Source organism: Mesorhizobium sp. P2_F7, assembly GCF_056403695.1.
Genome location: NZ_JBFUFA010000002.1, coordinates 589,800 through 603,981 on the forward strand (window position 1 = coordinate 589,800; position 14,182 = coordinate 603,981).

General features: G+C 63.4%; 17 protein-coding genes. 11 read left to right on the forward strand and 6 right to left on the reverse strand.

From position 1 onward, the window contains the following. Nucleotides 1–9 precede the first annotated feature (9 nt). The gene (locus AC1DZ8_RS08240) at nucleotides 10–213 is read left to right on the forward strand and encodes a NepR family anti-sigma factor (protein ID WP_352759402.1); all 204 of its coding nucleotides are present in this window, start codon (nucleotides 10–12) and stop codon (nucleotides 211–213) included. A gap of 3 nt (nucleotides 214–216) precedes the next feature. Continuing rightward, nucleotides 217–768 (forward strand): sigma-70 family RNA polymerase sigma factor, encoded by a 552-nt coding sequence (locus AC1DZ8_RS08245; RefSeq protein WP_023670095.1) that lies wholly within the window; start codon nucleotides 217–219, stop codon nucleotides 766–768. Nucleotides 769–813: 45 nt separating this feature from the next. On the opposite strand, the gene AC1DZ8_RS08250 is transcribed toward AC1DZ8_RS08245, so the two are convergent. Further along, a complete protein-coding gene (locus tag AC1DZ8_RS08250; protein WP_477305951.1) occupies nucleotides 814–1,131 on the reverse strand; it encodes a response regulator in 318 nt (105 codons plus the stop codon). 346 nt (nucleotides 1,132–1,477) lie between these two features. Here AC1DZ8_RS08250 and AC1DZ8_RS08255 point away from each other — a divergent pair, with 346 nt between their 5' ends. From AC1DZ8_RS08255 to AC1DZ8_RS08265, 3 genes are all read left to right on the forward strand, one after another. Continuing rightward, nucleotides 1,478–2,239, forward strand: coding sequence for a Crp/Fnr family transcriptional regulator (locus tag AC1DZ8_RS08255; protein WP_477305855.1), 762 nt, complete (start codon nucleotides 1,478–1,480; stop codon nucleotides 2,237–2,239). Nucleotides 2,240–2,360: 121 nt separating this feature from the next. Continuing rightward, entirely contained in the window at nucleotides 2,361–2,687 is a 327-nt protein-coding gene (locus AC1DZ8_RS08260) for an ElaB/YgaM/YqjD family protein (RefSeq protein ID WP_181058073.1), read from the forward strand. Between the two features lie 12 nt (nucleotides 2,688–2,699). Next, nucleotides 2,700–3,161: a hypothetical protein gene (locus tag AC1DZ8_RS08265; RefSeq protein ID WP_477305853.1), complete on the forward strand. Its 462-nt coding sequence runs from the start codon at nucleotides 2,700–2,702 to the stop codon at nucleotides 3,159–3,161. A gap of 20 nt (nucleotides 3,162–3,181) precedes the next feature. On the opposite strand, the gene AC1DZ8_RS08270 is transcribed toward AC1DZ8_RS08265, so the two are convergent. After that, the gene (locus AC1DZ8_RS08270) at nucleotides 3,182–4,708 is read right to left on the reverse strand and encodes a sensor histidine kinase (protein ID WP_477305851.1); all 1,527 of its coding nucleotides are present in this window, start codon (nucleotides 4,706–4,708) and stop codon (nucleotides 3,182–3,184) included. A 157-nt stretch (nucleotides 4,709–4,865) separates the two neighbouring features. Here AC1DZ8_RS08270 and AC1DZ8_RS08275 point away from each other — a divergent pair, with 157 nt between their 5' ends. Further along, nucleotides 4,866–5,060, forward strand: coding sequence for a hypothetical protein (locus AC1DZ8_RS08275; RefSeq protein WP_477305849.1), 195 nt, complete (start codon nucleotides 4,866–4,868; stop codon nucleotides 5,058–5,060). 26 nt (nucleotides 5,061–5,086) lie between these two features. Here AC1DZ8_RS08275 and AC1DZ8_RS08280 read toward each other — a convergent pair whose 3' ends face one another. After that, nucleotides 5,087–6,007, reverse strand: a complete 921-nt coding sequence (locus AC1DZ8_RS08280) for a diacylglycerol/lipid kinase family protein (RefSeq protein WP_477305847.1) — start codon at nucleotides 6,005–6,007, stop codon at nucleotides 5,087–5,089. A 255-nt stretch (nucleotides 6,008–6,262) separates the two neighbouring features. Here AC1DZ8_RS08280 and AC1DZ8_RS08285 point away from each other — a divergent pair, with 255 nt between their 5' ends. Next, the gene (locus tag AC1DZ8_RS08285) at nucleotides 6,263–7,594 is read left to right on the forward strand and encodes a PRC-barrel domain-containing protein (RefSeq protein WP_477400666.1); all 1,332 of its coding nucleotides are present in this window, start codon (nucleotides 6,263–6,265) and stop codon (nucleotides 7,592–7,594) included. Nucleotides 7,595–7,693: 99 nt separating this feature from the next. Here the strand turns inward: AC1DZ8_RS08285 and AC1DZ8_RS08290 are convergent, their stop codons facing one another. Continuing rightward, nucleotides 7,694–9,250 carry an alkaline phosphatase family protein gene (locus AC1DZ8_RS08290; protein ID WP_477305843.1) on the reverse strand — a complete coding sequence of 519 codons (1,557 nt, stop codon included), beginning with the start codon at nucleotides 9,248–9,250 and terminating at the stop codon, nucleotides 7,694–7,696. 221 nt (nucleotides 9,251–9,471) lie between these two features. Between AC1DZ8_RS08290 and AC1DZ8_RS08295 the strand changes: the two genes are divergently transcribed. The 4 genes from AC1DZ8_RS08295 (at nucleotide 9,472) to AC1DZ8_RS08310 (ending at nucleotide 12,673) form a co-directional block, all read left to right on the forward strand. Next, a complete protein-coding gene (locus AC1DZ8_RS08295) occupies nucleotides 9,472–10,404 on the forward strand; it encodes a VOC family protein (protein ID WP_477305841.1) in 933 nt (310 codons plus the stop codon). Nucleotides 10,405–10,408: 4 nt separating this feature from the next. Further along, complete coding sequence (locus tag AC1DZ8_RS08300; RefSeq protein ID WP_477305839.1) at nucleotides 10,409–11,041, forward strand: alpha/beta hydrolase; 633 nt, start codon at nucleotides 10,409–10,411, stop codon at nucleotides 11,039–11,041. Further along, on the forward strand, nucleotides 11,034–11,333 hold the full coding sequence (locus AC1DZ8_RS08305; protein ID WP_477305837.1) for a GNAT family N-acetyltransferase: 300 nt from the start codon (nucleotides 11,034–11,036) through the stop codon (nucleotides 11,331–11,333). The genes AC1DZ8_RS08300 and AC1DZ8_RS08305 overlap by 8 nt, the downstream gene beginning before the upstream one ends. Nucleotides 11,334–11,614: 281 nt before the next feature. Continuing rightward, the gene (locus tag AC1DZ8_RS08310; RefSeq protein WP_477400669.1) at nucleotides 11,615–12,673 is read left to right on the forward strand and encodes a dipeptidase; all 1,059 of its coding nucleotides are present in this window, start codon (nucleotides 11,615–11,617) and stop codon (nucleotides 12,671–12,673) included. Here the strand turns inward: AC1DZ8_RS08310 and AC1DZ8_RS08315 are convergent. Further along, nucleotides 12,670–12,918: a hypothetical protein gene (locus AC1DZ8_RS08315; protein WP_477305833.1), complete on the reverse strand. Its 249-nt coding sequence runs from the start codon at nucleotides 12,916–12,918 to the stop codon at nucleotides 12,670–12,672. The two genes, AC1DZ8_RS08310 and AC1DZ8_RS08315, sit on opposite strands and share 4 nt — an antisense overlap. A 2-nt stretch (nucleotides 12,919–12,920) precedes the next feature. Continuing rightward, on the reverse strand, nucleotides 12,921–14,180 hold the full coding sequence (locus AC1DZ8_RS08320) for an aminomethyl transferase family protein (protein ID WP_477305831.1): 1,260 nt from the start codon (nucleotides 14,178–14,180) through the stop codon (nucleotides 12,921–12,923). Nucleotides 14,181–14,182 lie beyond the last annotated feature (2 nt).

Below are 14,182 nucleotides of genomic sequence, written 5' to 3' on the forward strand. Positions count from 1 at the left end.
AAGGGCGAAATGAAGGACATGAATAAAGAAACACTGGCTGGCGCCGCTGACAGGCGCCGGGCCAATTCCGGCGACCCGCTCGGGGCGAATTCGGAAATCGGCCGCAAACTCAAACAGTATTATGACGAGCTGGTCTCCGACAATGTGCCGGATCGCTTCGCCCAGTTGCTCAGCCAGCTGGAACAGGCCGAACCCGCACAGAAGAAGGACTGAGGCATGGCAGCTGTCTCACAAGGGTTCAAGACCGATTTGCTCGGCTCGATCCCGAGCCTGCGGGCCTTTGCCGTGTCGCTGACGCAGAATGCCGACAAGGCCGACGACCTGGTGCAGGAGACGCTGGTCAAGGCCTGGGACAAGCATGAGAGCTTCCAGCCGGGTACCAATCTCAAGGCATGGCTGTTCACCATCCTGCGCAATGAGTTCTATTCGCAGATGCGCAAGCGCGGGCGCGAAGTGCAGGACAGCGATGGCATCATGACCGCCAGGCTTGCCGTTCACCCAGCCCAGCACGGCCAGCTCGACCTCAAGGATTTTCGCGGCGCGCTCGAGCAATTGCCCGAGGACCAGCGCGAAGCCATTATCCTCATCGGCGCTTCCGGCTTCTCCTATGAGGAAGCGGCCGAGATTTGCGGTTGCGCGGTCGGAACGATCAAGAGCCGGGTCAGCCGGGCTCGCACGCGGTTGCAGGAGATCCTGAAAATCTCCGGCGAAGACGAATACGGGCCGGATGCCATCTCGTCCCAGGTCACCGGCTCGAACGCCGCCTGACAACGGAGCCCGTTTGCCGGTTCCTAAGTCCCCATCGACGGCATTTCAGACTGGCGCGCGGCCGCAGGCCACGGCCAGCGCCTCGACGAGATCGTCTCCCGAATATGGCTTGGTTACCAGTCGGACGCCAGGGAAAGACGCCTTGATCTCGTCAGCGTCCGAATAGCCGGAGGCAAAGACGAAGGGTGTGCCCGCCTCTTGCAGTTGCGCGGCGAAGTCGAGCGTCGACGTCCCTCCCAGCATCAGGTCGACGATAACGCCATCAAACTTGTCGGCGACCGTCTGCTCGTCGATCTCTGCCAGGTCGCGAGCAATCACCACGTCGCCGGCGCCATGGTCGCGGCAAAGCTGCTCGACATCCATGGCGATCAGGAACTCATCCTCCAGGACAAGAATTCGCAATCCCTCAAGCAATGGGGGCACCTGGCAATCTCTCCTTAATTCTTGCGGCATCGGGCTCAGTGACTCCAGTCAACCGCATCGCGGACCTTGGGGGGAATGGCCAGTGGGCCTTAATCCGAAAAATTCGCTCGCCGGGTCTGCTCCAACGCCAGGCGAGCTTCGAATTCGCCTCACTGGAGTGCAGTGAGTCATGATCGCTATTTGCCATCCTGTCATTTAAAAAAGACATGCCATCGCAGCGGAACCGCGGCCTTGCAAAGGCGTTGCAGTCCGTCTCTGTCAAAGAGGCGTTCGAGGAGGGGTCGAAATGTCTGGCCAGAACGGTCGTTCCTTTTCCAGTCGCCAATATCCGTGCGAGAAGTGCCCGCTCCGGCCGTTGCAGGTGTTCCGGGACTTCGAGAAGCAGGAGCTTGCCTTCGTCAGCACGTTCAAGAAGGGCGAACTTGCCGTCGACAAAGGTGCGACCGTCCTCGTCGAAGGCAGCCACAGCGCTCATCTCTACACGGTGCTGTCGGGCTGGGCTTTCCGCTACAAATTGCTGTCGGACGGGCGCCGCCAGATTCTGAACTATTCGATGCCCGGCGATCTCATCGGCCTGCAGGGCAGCCTGCTTGGTGAGATGCAGCACTCGATCGAGGCGCTGTCGCCGATGCTGTTATGCGTCTTCGAGCGCGAAAACCTGCACGAGCTCTACCGCAACCATCCGGGCCTTGCCTACGACATTACCTGGATGGCATCGCGCGAGGAGCGCATGCTGGACGAGAATTTGCTCAGCATCGGCAGGCGCACGGCGATTGAGCGCGCGGCCTATCTCATCGCCTTTATCGCCAGCCGCGCGGCGGTAGTCGGGCTCAACGGCAAGGCGCCGGTGCAAATCCCGATCACCCAGCAGCACATCGCCGATACGCTCGGCCTGTCGCTGGTCCACACCAACAAGACGATCCGCAAGCTGATCGACCGCAAGCTCATCGCCTGGCGCGACGGCGGTTGCGAAGTGATCGACAGGGACGCGCTGAAGGACCTCGCGCGCTGGGAAGGGCTGGGCGAAGGTCGCCGGCCGTTGATCTGACCTGGGATCAGCTGGGCTGGACTCACAGAAGCAAACGCCCTTTCATAGATAGGGTCTCCGACTTCGGAACCTTGACGTGTGTGGGGCGTTTGAAACCAAGCAAACGCAAGGAGTTATGGGAATGGCAACTGCTGCAGGAAAAACCGCTGGCGAAAGCCAGACGAATGCCGACCTCGAAGCCGATATCAGGCAGTTGAAGGCCGATATCGAAAAGCTGACCAAGCAATTGGCCAAGACCGGCGAGCACGGTTACGGGACAGCCCGGCGCGCTGCCGCCGAAGGCGTCGAGCAGTTGCGCGCCCAGGGCGAAGCCGCCTTCGACAGCCTGCGCGGCAACGCCAAGGATCTGGAGGCCCAGATCACCGCCAATGTGCGCGAAAAGCCGGTGACCTCGCTGGCCATTGCAGCCGGCGTCGGCTTCCTGTTTGCGCTTCTCGCCCGGCGCTAGTTTTCGCTAGACATGGGGACGCTGGCATCGCTGATTTCGGCTTTGGCCTCGGGTGAGGCCATTGCCGCCATGCGCCGCGCGCGCACGGCGGCAGTCGTCTATGGGCTCGCCGCGGTTGCGGCTCTGTGCGGTCTCGGGTTTCTCTTGGGGGCGGCCTATATCTGGGCCGCCGACCGTTATGGGCCGATGGCGGCATGTCTGGGATTCGCGGCCGGCTTCCTGGTGCTGGCCGGGCTCATCCTGATCATCCATCAACTGGCGGCCGGCACGCGCGCCCGTCGCCGTGCACGAAGGCGCAATGCCGACCTGAAGGCGCTCGGCATCACGGCGGCCCTTGCCTTACTGCCGTCGCTGCTCAAGAGGAAAGGCGGCAAGGAACTTGTCCTAGGACCGATCATCGCGCTGGTGGCCTATGCCATCTACAAGGAAAACGTCAAACCGCGACCGGGCGATCCGGACGACGAGGCCGAGTAGGCCTGAACTCCCCCGACGCTTCAGCTCGGCAGATCTTCCAGCGGCATCGATATTTCTGCGAATACGCCTTCCCGACGGAATTCGTGCACCACCTCGCTGGACAAAACCTTGGCGAGGCTACGGCGGATCAGGATCGAGCCGAAGCCTTGGCGTTCGGGCTGATCGACCTTGGGCCCACCGCTTTCGCGCCAGGTCAGCACAAGGCGGCGTGCGCCTTTCTTGCCCAGCGCTTTCCAGTCGACGTCGACCTTTCCCGAGCCCACCGACAGCGATCCGTATTGCAGCGCGTTGCTGGCCAGTTCGTGCATGATCAGGCCGAGCCCCACCGCCTGGTCGGGCGACAGCAGCAGATCGGGGCCGGAGATCGCGATGCGCGGCTGTTCGGCCGAATCGAACGGCTTGACCTCGATCTGCATCAGTTCGCGGATGCCGATGCCGCGCCATTCGCGATCGGACAAGAGGTTATGGGCAGCGCCCAGCGCCTGCAGTCTGGCTCCGAAGGCTTCGAGGAATTCGCTTGGGCGGCGGGCGTGGCGAACGGTCTGCGTCGCCAGCGCCTGCACCGTCGCCAGCGTGTTCTTGACCCGGTGGTTCAGCTCGCGCAGCAACAGCCTTTGCCGCTCCTCACCGAGCTTGCGTTCCGAGATGTCGTAATTGACGCCGAAGATCAGCGTCGGCTTGCCCTCGCCGTCGCGCTCGATGACGCGGCCGCGGGTGGCTATCCAGCGCGGCGGATCGAAGCCCTTGACCCGGTATTCTCCAAAATAATCGTCGCTGCCGGTCAAGGCGTCGCGAAAGCGCGTCTCGGTCTGGTAGACGTCGCGCGGGTCGATGGCGCCCAGTATGTCGCGCGCCCGCAACCGGTTCGAGCGTGGCAGGTTGAACAGCTCCGACAGGCGCACATCGCATTCGATCATGTCGGTGCGGATATCCCAGGCCCAGCTGGCCAGCGAGGCGGCATCGAGCGCAATGGCGCGGCGCTTTTCCTCCTGCGCCAAAGCCGCGGCGGCAATGGCGCCGCTACGGGTGGCGTCCTTGAGCGTAAACAGGCTGGCGGCCAGCCCAGCCAGTGCCTTCAACTGATCGAGTGCGGCCGTGGAGGGAAAGTCGTGCGGGTCCCGGTCGAGAACGCATACGGTGCCGATGCGCGCACCGGCCACCACCATGGGCGCGCCGACATAAAAGCGCAGATGATGCTTGCCGGTCACGAGCGGATTGGCGGCGAAGCGGGGGTCGATGCTGGCATCGGTCACCACCATAGGCTCGTCGCCGGCGGCAATGGCGTGGGCGCAGAACGAGATGTCGGTGGCTGTCTCGGTCTCGTCCAGACCGACACAGGACTTGAACCACTGGCGTTCGGTATCGAGCAACGTGACCATGGCGATGGGCGCCTGCATCACGGCGCCGGCAAGACCGCTGATGCGATCGAAGTCGGGGTCCGAGGCGGTGTCGATCGCGTCAAGCCCGTGCAGCACGGCAAGCCGCTCCGGCGCCGCCACGGCGCGGCGGACCTCGACCGGCAGACCCTTCTCCACCTTCTTATCCACCAAGTCCCCTCGCTTGCAGGTCCCCGCCGCCGTGCCGCGCGGCGTGCCCAGCGGTCGGGACCCGGAACTTTTGTAGCAAGCAATCGTTACCCGACCATGTTTCGCCAGCCATGGTTTTGTCCGCCACGCTTGCAGCCGCATCACGGGAACGCCGCCAATGACCAAGATCATCCCTGAGAACAAAGCCCGTCAGGGGCGCTGGGGTTGGCATGGGCTGCGCATCCTGATCGCCGCGCTGCTGCTGGCCTTCATCGCCTGGGGCGCTGCCGAGATTTATGGCCAGAAGATCAACAACGGCGCTCCCGCGACCCAGAGCGCGCCCGCCGGCCAAGGTCAGCCGGCCGGCGGCTAGAGCGTGCGATATCGTCGGCCTTCGCATCAGGCGGCCTTCGCTTGGGCGGCGCTTGCCGGCACCAGGACGTTCAAAGCGCCGGCATGGATTCGAACTTCCGTTTCGCGCTCCAGCTTGACCAGTTCACCGTCGATGACGGCGCCGAATTTTTTGCTTCCGGTGTGGATTTTCACGACTGCCTTGTCGGCCTGATGGATTTCGACATGGTCGCTGTCTCGCCACCTGCCGCGCACCATGTCGAAAAGGGCCCTGGCCAGTTCGCCGCGATGTCGCGCCACGGTGACATAGATGCCGAGCACGCCGCCGGCAGGGTTGTCGGCATAAGGCAGGTGGCCCTCGCCGAACAGATTGTTGGAGATGCCGATGCCGCTGATGCGGGTCACGATCTCCGCGTCGCCGACCGTCAATGTCACCTTCATGGCAGGTGGATTGTTGATCGTCGTCCAGGCGGCCTTTGCCGAAGCACGGATCTTTCCCAGGCGCGAAGCAAACTCCATGGTGTCGCGCAGCCTCACCATCCTGGCGTGCAGGCCGATCGAGAACTGATGCACGAAAGGCCGGCCATTGGCGCTGGCGATATCGATCGCGATCACTTCGCCGTCGGCGAAGGACTTCAGCGCCGCATCGAGGGTCTGCGGTATGCCCAGGCCGCGGGCGAAAAGGTTCATCGTCCCGGCTGGCAGGACAGCCAGCGCCTTCTTGGTGTTCATCAGCCGCGCCGCAGCGGCCGAAATGGTACCGTCGCCGCCGCCGGCCAGCACCACCTCGATGCCGCGTCGGGCGGCGACCTTGTCGAGCGCCGCGACAATGTCCTTGCCTTCGACGATGTCGATATCAATGGTATGGCCGGCCGCCTCAAGCGTCTGGCGCATCCGGTCCGAAAACGCGGATAAATCGGTCGTCCGCAAGGTGCCGCCGTCCCGGTTCAGCACCGCCGCAAATCGCATGCCCGCTCCGTATTCTTCTTAGGGCCGGAATGCCCAGCCACAGGCTGGAACGGGCAAGCCTTACAAAGGTTCCATAGGTCGGTCCGAAATGTCGGGCGATTCCACGGACTTGTCCGAGGTGCGGCAACAACCCCGTTTTTTCGGAACAAGCGCCTTGTCACAACGTTGTGAACGCATACGAGGCGCCGCTTTCGGTCTCCCGGCAATGGCTGCCGGTTGCGGCGCGCACGAGATCACGCAAGAGGAGACTTAATCATGATCCGCACTTTGTTCGCGACGACCGCGCTTGCAACGCTAATCGCCACCGGTGCTTTTGCGCAGTCAACGACAGCGCCGGCGACAACCCCGGCACCGGCTGAAGCCCCTGCCACCATCGCGCCGGCAGCGCAGCAGGCGGAGGGCGCCCTGATGACCAATATCATCGGCGAATCCGTTTATAACGGCACCGCCGACGATGCGCAGAAGATCGGTGATATCAGCGATGTCGTCTTCGATGAAAACGGCCAGGTCAAATCCGCTATCATCGGCGTAGGCGGCTTCCTCGGCATCGGCAGCAAGAACGTCGCCTTCGACTACGGCAAGCTGCAATGGGTCGAGAAGAACGGCGATCGCTGGCTGGTTGCCGAGACGACGAAGGAAGCGCTGACTGCGCTGCCGGACTTCGACCGCAAACCTTATGATCCGGTGCCGTCAGCGCCCGCCGCTACCGACAGCGCTCAGAATGACCCTCAGAAGCCCGTCGACTTGAACGCGGCGCCGTCGGAACCCGTGGTGAAGCGCGCTGATGGCAATCTCGCCACCAACATTATCGGCGAGACCGTCTACAACGGCACCGCCGACGATGCCGAGAAGATCGGTGACGTCAACGACATCGTGCTGACCAAGGACGGCAAGGCCCAGTCGCTGGTCATCGGTGTCGGCGGCTTCCTCGGCATGGGCGCCAAGAACGTCACCTATGATTTCGCCAAGGCCGCATGGGCCGAGAAGAATGGCGATCGCTGGCTGGTGGCCCAGACGACCAAGGAAGAGCTGCAGGCGCAGCCGGATTTCGACCGCAAGGTCTATGATCCGGTGCCGGTGACGACGATGTCCGACGCCGGGGCGCCGGCTGCTCCGGCAGCCATGGCCCCTGCGGCGACCGCTCCGGCTGAGACGGCTGGGCCAATGGACAAGACGGCCGGCGCTCCGGCGGCCGAGTCGCCTGACATGAAGGCCACCGACCCGACGCAGACCGCGGCCATCGACAAGTCGACGCTGACCGAAATGCCGGTCGGTGAGATCAGGGGCGACGATCTGAAAGGCACGACCGTCTATGGCGCCAACGACGAAAAGGTTGGTGAGATCGGCGACGTCGTGCTGGCGCCCGACAGCAAGCCGGATGCCGTCATCGTCGATGTCGGCGGCTTCCTCGGCATCGGCGCCAAGGAGGTCGCGGTCGGCATGGACAAGCTCAAATTCATGACCGACAAGGACGGCAAGAAGTACCTCTACACCAACTTCACCAAGGACCAGCTGAAAGCGCAGGCTGCCTACGACAAGGGCAGCTATGCCGAGAAGCGGGATCAGCAGCGGTTGATGGTGCAGTGAAGGAAGGGAATAGGGCAGTACGGCAGTAAGGCAGTAGGGATAAAAATTAGGGAGCGTGACAGCACTGCCTATCCATACTTTTCCTACTGCCCTACTGCCCTACTGCCCTACTGCCCTACCCACATACCCAGCGACCCCATCCTCAGTCAGCTCCGCCAGCGCCAGCGACTGGTCGAGATGTTCGGCGCGCCAGGCGAGCAGCCGCTCCGCAAATTCAATCCGCACGCTGAGATACGCTGCGTCGGTGGCGACATTGGCTAGCTCGCCCGGATCCTTCTCCAAATCGAACAGCAAGGATGGCAAGCCGCCGCCGAAGTGCACGTATTTGAATTTTTCCGTGCGGATGACGGCGAGGCTGCACTGGCGCGAGGCGATGCCGAAATGCCGTTCGGCTTCACCACTGGCAATCGAGCGGAAATCGAACTCCCAATGCGCCGCGTCACGCCAGTTTTTGGGCGGTTCGCTATCCAGAAACGGTTTTAGTGAATGGCCGTCGAGATGCGGCTGGGCGTCGGCATCCAGCAGATCGAGCAAGGTCGGGAAGATGTCGACGGCCTCGGTGAAGCGATCGACAACCGATCCGGCTGTCTTGCCGCGACGCGGGTCGCGCACGATCAGCGGGATGTGATAGCTGCCGTCGAAGAAGCCGCCCTTGCCCAGCATGAAATGGTCGCCCATCATCTCGGCATGGTCCGAGGTCAGCACGATGATCGTGTTGTCCCAGGCATTCGCAGCCTGGACCGCTTGCCAGATGCGGCCGAGTTGCGCGTCGACCTCCGAGATCATGCCATAATAGATAGCGCGGATGGCGCGGAGATTGTCGTCGCCCCAATCGCACACCTTGCCGTCAACGGCGGGGCGGAAACTTCTCCGCTTTTGCCGGCCGAGATCGTAGGCCAGATAGGGGTGGCTTTCCGCTTCCGCCTGCCAGTTTTCTTGGCGACGGAAGGTAGGGCCGTCCGCAGGATCATACTGCGTGTTGTACGGCTCGGGCACGATGAAGGGCGGGTGCGGGCTGATGAAGGAGACATGCGCGAACCATGGCGCATCCTGCTCGCCCAGCCAGCGGATGAACTCACCGGCGAGGAAGGCCGTTGGCGTCTCGTCCCTGGAATAGACAGGTGGCGCGTTGGTCACGGCGTCGCCCGCTTTCTCGCCCACGGGGCGATGAATGCCGGGAGAGCCGGCGCTGGTGTCGACGCCGCGCGCCTTCAGCCATGACAGCCACGGTTTCTGATGCTCGGGCAGGAACTGGCGCACGCTGAAGCCGGGCAGCACGCCCTCGTAGCTTTTCAGCCGGGGATCGCTCGGCGCTATTGTGCGTGGATCGGACGAAACGTCGGTGTAGCCGAACAACGTCGGATCGTAGCCGAGCGCGCGGGCCGACAGCGCGATGTTGCCGTGGCGGGCGTCAAGCGGCGTGCCGTTGCGGCAGACGCGGTTGTTCATCTGGTAGAGGCCGGTGTAGAGGCACGCACGGGCCGGAGAGCAGGGCGCCGCACCGCCGTAGTGTCGCTTGAAAAGGACGCCCTCGGCGGCGAGCGCATCGGCATTCGGCGTCTTCACCGTGGGATGGCCGCCAGCCGAAAGACAGTCGCCGCGCCATTGGTCGCAGGAGATCAGGAGGATGTTCGGACGTCTGCTTTCCGCGGCCAAATTGCGCTATCCTTCATGCTGGGAAGAGGCTCCAGTGAGCCGAATTTTGGCGGTGGCGCAAGCCCGTTGACATTGCTGAAATGGTGAACGTAAATTTTCTGCTGTTCACTATTAGGATACAGTCCATTCTGAGTTTGCCGCCTTTGCCGCTGCCGGGCGACCCCTCATATAGGCGTGGACAGCGGCAAGGGCCGCAAAACGCCAAGGGAAGGAGCAAGACAATGCTCGACCAGATCAAGGGCCTGCATCACGTGACCTCAATGGCCGGCGATGCGCGCCAGAACAATGATTTCTTCACCCACAAGCTCGGCCTGCGCCGGGTCAAAAAGACCGTCAATTTCGACGCGCCCGATGTCTATCACCTCTATTATGGCGACGAGCACGGCACGCCGGGTTCGGTGATGACGTATTTTCCGTTCCCGGACATTGCCAGGGGCCGCCACGGCGTCGGCGAGGTCGGCACCACGGCCTATTCGGTGCCGGCGGGTACGCTCGGCTATTGGGAAAAGCGCTTCGCCGATGAAGGCGTTACTGGTCTCTCCCGCGACGATTCGTTCGGCGAGAAAAGGCTCGCCTTCGCCGGTCCCGACGGTGACGGCTTCGCGCTGGTCGAAGACAAGGCCGACTGCCGCGCGCCGTGGCTGAAGGGCGGTGTTCCCGCCGATGAGGCGATCCGCGGCTTCCACTCGGTGTCGCTGCGCCTCAAGGATGGCGGTGCCACCGAGGAGCTGTTGAAGTTCATGGGCTATGAGCAGGTCGACAAGTCAGGCAATGTCAGCCGTCTCGCCATCAAGAACGGCAATGGCGCCGATGTCGTCGACATCGAATCGCTGCCGACGGCTGGCTTCGCCAATCTCGGCGCCGGCTCGGTGCACCATGTCGCCTTCGCGGTGGAGAACCGCGCCAAACAGCTCGAAGTGCGCAAGGCGCTGATCGATACGGGCTATGGCGTGACCCCGGTGATCGACCGCGATTACTTCTGGGCGATCTACTTCCGCACGCCGGGCGGCGTGTTGTTCGAAGTCGCCACCAACGAGCCGGGCTTCGACCGTGACGAGGACACCGCCCATCTCGGCGAGGCGCTGAAACTGCCGACGCAGCATCAGCATCTGCGGCCCTATCTCGAAGAGCATCTTCAGAAGCTGGAAGGCTGAGACGATGAGCAAGGACGCCTACATCCACAAGACGCTGCCGGGTTCGCCCGGCGGTCCTCTGCTCTTCGTCTTCCACGGCACCGGAGCTGACGAAAACCAGCTGCTGTCTCTGGGGCGCGACCTCGCGCCCCAGGCGACTATCATCTCGCCGCGCGGCGATGTTTCCGAGCACGGTGCGGCGCGCTTCTTCCGCCGCACCGGCGAGGGCGTCTACGACATGGACGACCTCGCGCGGGCGACCGGCAAGATGGCCGGTTTCATCAAGGCGCAGGTGGAAGCGGCAAAGCCGTCATCGGTGCTGGGCCTCGGCTACTCCAACGGCGCCAACATACTGGCTTCCGTGATGTTCGCTGCGCCTGACCTGCTCGATGCGGCGGTGCTGATGCATCCGCTGATTCCTTTCGAACCTGAGGTGAAGGGCAGCCTCGCCGGCCGCCGCATCCTGGTGACCGCCGGCAAGCGCGACCCGATCTGCCCGCCCAATCTGACATCGCGGCTGGAGGCCTATTTGCGCGCCGATGGCGCCGATGTCACAGTGGAATGGCACGATGGCGGCCACGAGGTGCAGCCAAACGAGATCGAAGCGGCAAGGCGGCTCTTCGCCAATGCGCCGGTTGAAGGAGCAAGCAATGCCTGACCAACTGCCTGAAATCGAACTCGAGGACCGCGGCTCGAAGGGCCGTTATGTCCTGCGCGGGCCGGGCGGCGCCGAGGCCGAGATGACCTTCACCAAGGTCGGCGAGCACCAGATCATCATCGATCACACCGAAGTGCCGGACGCGTTTCGCGGCCAGGGCGCCGGGCTTCGGCTCGTCACCCGTGCCGTCGAGGATGCGCGGGCTGCGGGTAAGAAGATCATCCCGCTCTGCCCGTTCGCCAACGCCCAGTTCCGCCGCCATCCGGAATGGGCCGATGTGCTGAAGCAATAGACCTCTTCCCCTTCTCCCCTTGTGGGAGAAGGTGTCGCCGAAGGCGACGGATGAGGGGTGCTCCAGGGAACGCCTACGTCTCACTCCGCTGGAACACCCCTCATCCGTCTCGGCGCTGTCGCGCCGATCCACCTTCTCCCACAAGGGGAGAAGGAGAAGCCGCCCCCGCTCAGCCACAAGAGCGAACACGTCTCTGGCATTTGCGCAGTTCGGCCTTCTTGCCTAAGTACACAGTTCGCTGCGGTTCGTCCGCTCCTGCCAACTGACCGAATGGCTTCCTGATGACCGAATCCGATCTCGTCCCCGTCTTCGACGGCCACAACGACACGCTGCTGCGACTGTACCAGTCGAAGGACACCGACGTCGAAAAGCTGTTCATCGAGGGGACGCAGGGCGGCCATATCGATCTGCCGCGCGCCAAGAAGGGCGGCTTTGCCGGCGGCATGTTCGCGATCTTTCCGCCGCCGGTCGAGAAGGCCAAGCGTAGCGCTGTGCCGCCGGCGCCGAGCGACAATGAGCCGCTGCCACCGGAGCTGCCGCGCACGGACGCGCTGACGTCCACCATCGGAATGGCCTCGATCCTGTTCCGGCTGGAACGGGCTGGCGCGCTGACGGTCTGCCGCAGCGCCGGCGACATTCGTGCGGCGATGGCAAAGGATTCGATCGCCGCCGTGTTCCACATTGAAGGCGTCGAGGCGATCGACCCCGAGCTTACGTTGCTCGATGTGCTCTATGAAGCCGGCCTGCGCTCGCTCGGCATTGTCTGGAGCCGGCCCAACGCTTTCGGCCATGGCGTGCCGTTCCGCTTCCCCTCATCGCCCGACACTGGTCCGGGACTGACCGATGCAGGCAAGGCACTGATCAAGGCCTGCAACCAGCTGAAGATCATGATCGACCTCTCGCATCTCAACGAGAAAGGCTTTCGCGATGTCGCAGCACTCAGCGACGCGCCGCTGGTCGCCACCCATTCGAATGTGCATGCACTCTGCACCCATTCGCGCAACCTGACCGACTGGCAGCTCGGCGCCATCCGCGAGACCGGCGGCATGGTCGGGCTGAATTTCGCCACCGGCTTCCTGCGCGACGACGGCAGGATGAACTCGGACACCAGCCTCGACATCATGGTTCGCCATGTCGATTCGCTGCTGCAGGCGCTGGGTGAGGACGGTGTCGGTCTTGGCTCGGATTTCGACGGCGCCATGATCCCGGCGGTCATCGGCGACGTCGCCGGCCTGCCGAAGCTGATCGATGCGCTGGCCGCACGCGGTTTCGGCCGGGCGCTGATCGAGAAGATCGCTTACAAGAACTGGCTGAACGTTCTGGAGAGGACGATCGGCTAGGCGCCCATGCGCTTCAGCCAGTCCTGGCCGGTGCCACGATCCCTGATGATGGGCAGCGGGTTTTCCGAATCCAGCCGCGCGCAGATTCGGTAGACCTCGAGCGTCTCGGCGCTCATCTCGCCGCGCTTGTAGAAGTACATGGCGGCGGCGTAGCGCGTGCGGCCGGACCATTTTTCACCGAGCGGCGTGTTGACCAATTGCCACTGTTCGGCGGCTTCCGCCGCATCATCCGGTTCGTTGGCCATGATCAGAAATCCGCCGGCGGATTGGCGGTGCGCCGGTCGAGCTTGATGAAGGGCCGCGCCACCACCTTGGCTCGCTTCATCAGCTTCTGATATTGCAACTCGCGCATGGCGTAGATCTCGACCCAGAGGTCTTCCACCATCGTATCACCGTAGGGCCGCGCCAGCGAGGCGATGGCGATGTTGCGCTTGGCCATCGGCGACCACATGGCGGCGCTGACCAGGCCGACCTCCTGGCTTTTCTTGTAGTAGACGATGGCATGTTCGGCCGGGATATTGCCCTCGATCTCCAACCCGACCAGCACATGGCGCAGTTTGCGCTTGGCGCGGGCTTCGAGGATGGCGCGGCGGCCGTTGAAATGGCCTTTTTCCAGGTCGATCATGAAGCCGAGACCGATCTCGTCCGGCATGCGCAGGCGGTCGGCGCGGATGGCATGCTCGGCGGTGGTGAAGTCGGCGTTGGCGACGATCAGCCCGGCCTCGAGCCGGGCGCGGTTGAGCGCGTTGTAGCCGATGGCGCGGATGCCGCGCAGTTCGCCTGCTACCATCAGCCGGTCCCAGAGGCTCAGCGCTTTTTCCGCTGGCACGAACAGTTCGTAGCCGAGATCGCCGGTGAAGCCGGTGCGCGAGATGGTCACCGTGCCGCCATCATGCGGGAACTCGGCGAGGTCGAATATCTTGAGTTTCTCGACACCGGCGAAACCGGCATCGCGCAGCACGGCGAAGGAGGTTGGTCCCTGCAGTGCGAGACCCGCGACGGCTTCGGTCTCTTCCTCGACTGCGACATTGAACCCAATCGCGCTGTCGAGCAGCCAGGGCAGATGCCGCTCCTGCGAGCACAGGCGGAAACGCGTCGGCGACAGGCGAAACAGCGTGCCGTCATCGAGCACAAAACCTTCATCGTCACACCAAGCCGTGTAATGCACGCGGCCGGGTTTCAGCTTCGTCACATCGCGTAGCGTGACGCGATCGAGGAAGGCTTCGGCGTCCGGCCCCTCGACGCGGTATTTCGTCATTGGCGAGATGTCGAACAAAGCCGCCTGGCTGCGGATGGCGAAATATTCGAGCTCCTCGTCCCACAGCGAATGCGGCGCGCGGTAGCCGGCCCAGTTGTACCAGTCCTGGGTCTTCGCCAGCGCATCGATGCGCGCCTGGAACGGCGTACCGAGACGCAAGGTGCGGAAATGGCCCTGCGCGGCTGTGCGGGCAGCAGCGGCTGCATCGGCGATTTTTGCGATGGGCTTCTTCCTGATTGCTTGCGCCATGA

Excerpts from the sequence above, each read along its gene's own strand:
- AC1DZ8_RS08250 (WP_477305951.1), bottom strand. The coding sequence starts at position 1,131 with ATGGATGTCGAGCAGCTTTGCCGCGACCATGGCGCCGGCGACGTGGTG.
- AC1DZ8_RS08280 (WP_477305847.1), bottom strand. The coding sequence starts at position 6,007 with ATGCGATTTGCGGCGGTGCTGAACCGGGACGGCGGCACCTTGCGGACG.
- AC1DZ8_RS08255 (WP_477305855.1), top strand. The coding sequence starts at position 1,478 with ATGTCTGGCCAGAACGGTCGTTCCTTTTCCAGTCGCCAATATCCGTGC.
- AC1DZ8_RS08245 (WP_023670095.1), top strand. The coding sequence starts at position 217 with ATGGCAGCTGTCTCACAAGGGTTCAAGACCGATTTGCTCGGCTCGATC.
- AC1DZ8_RS08260 (WP_181058073.1), top strand. The coding sequence starts at position 2,361 with ATGGCAACTGCTGCAGGAAAAACCGCTGGCGAAAGCCAGACGAATGCC.
- AC1DZ8_RS08320 (WP_477305831.1), bottom strand. The coding sequence starts at position 14,180 with ATGGCGCAAGCAATCAGGAAGAAGCCCATCGCAAAAATCGCCGATGCA.
- AC1DZ8_RS08310 (WP_477400669.1), top strand. The coding sequence starts at position 11,615 with ATGACCGAATCCGATCTCGTCCCCGTCTTCGACGGCCACAACGACACG.
- AC1DZ8_RS08275 (WP_477305849.1), top strand. The coding sequence starts at position 4,866 with ATGACCAAGATCATCCCTGAGAACAAAGCCCGTCAGGGGCGCTGGGGT.
- AC1DZ8_RS08300 (WP_477305839.1), top strand. The coding sequence starts at position 10,409 with ATGAGCAAGGACGCCTACATCCACAAGACGCTGCCGGGTTCGCCCGGC.
- AC1DZ8_RS08265 (WP_477305853.1), top strand. The coding sequence starts at position 2,700 with ATGGGGACGCTGGCATCGCTGATTTCGGCTTTGGCCTCGGGTGAGGCC.
- AC1DZ8_RS08315 (WP_477305833.1), bottom strand. The coding sequence starts at position 12,918 with ATGGCCAACGAACCGGATGATGCGGCGGAAGCCGCCGAACAGTGGCAA.
- AC1DZ8_RS08295 (WP_477305841.1), top strand. The coding sequence starts at position 9,472 with ATGCTCGACCAGATCAAGGGCCTGCATCACGTGACCTCAATGGCCGGC.
- AC1DZ8_RS08285 (WP_477400666.1), top strand. The coding sequence starts at position 6,263 with ATGATCCGCACTTTGTTCGCGACGACCGCGCTTGCAACGCTAATCGCC.
- AC1DZ8_RS08240 (WP_352759402.1), top strand. The coding sequence starts at position 10 with ATGAAGGACATGAATAAAGAAACACTGGCTGGCGCCGCTGACAGGCGC.
- AC1DZ8_RS08305 (WP_477305837.1), top strand. The coding sequence starts at position 11,034 with ATGCCTGACCAACTGCCTGAAATCGAACTCGAGGACCGCGGCTCGAAG.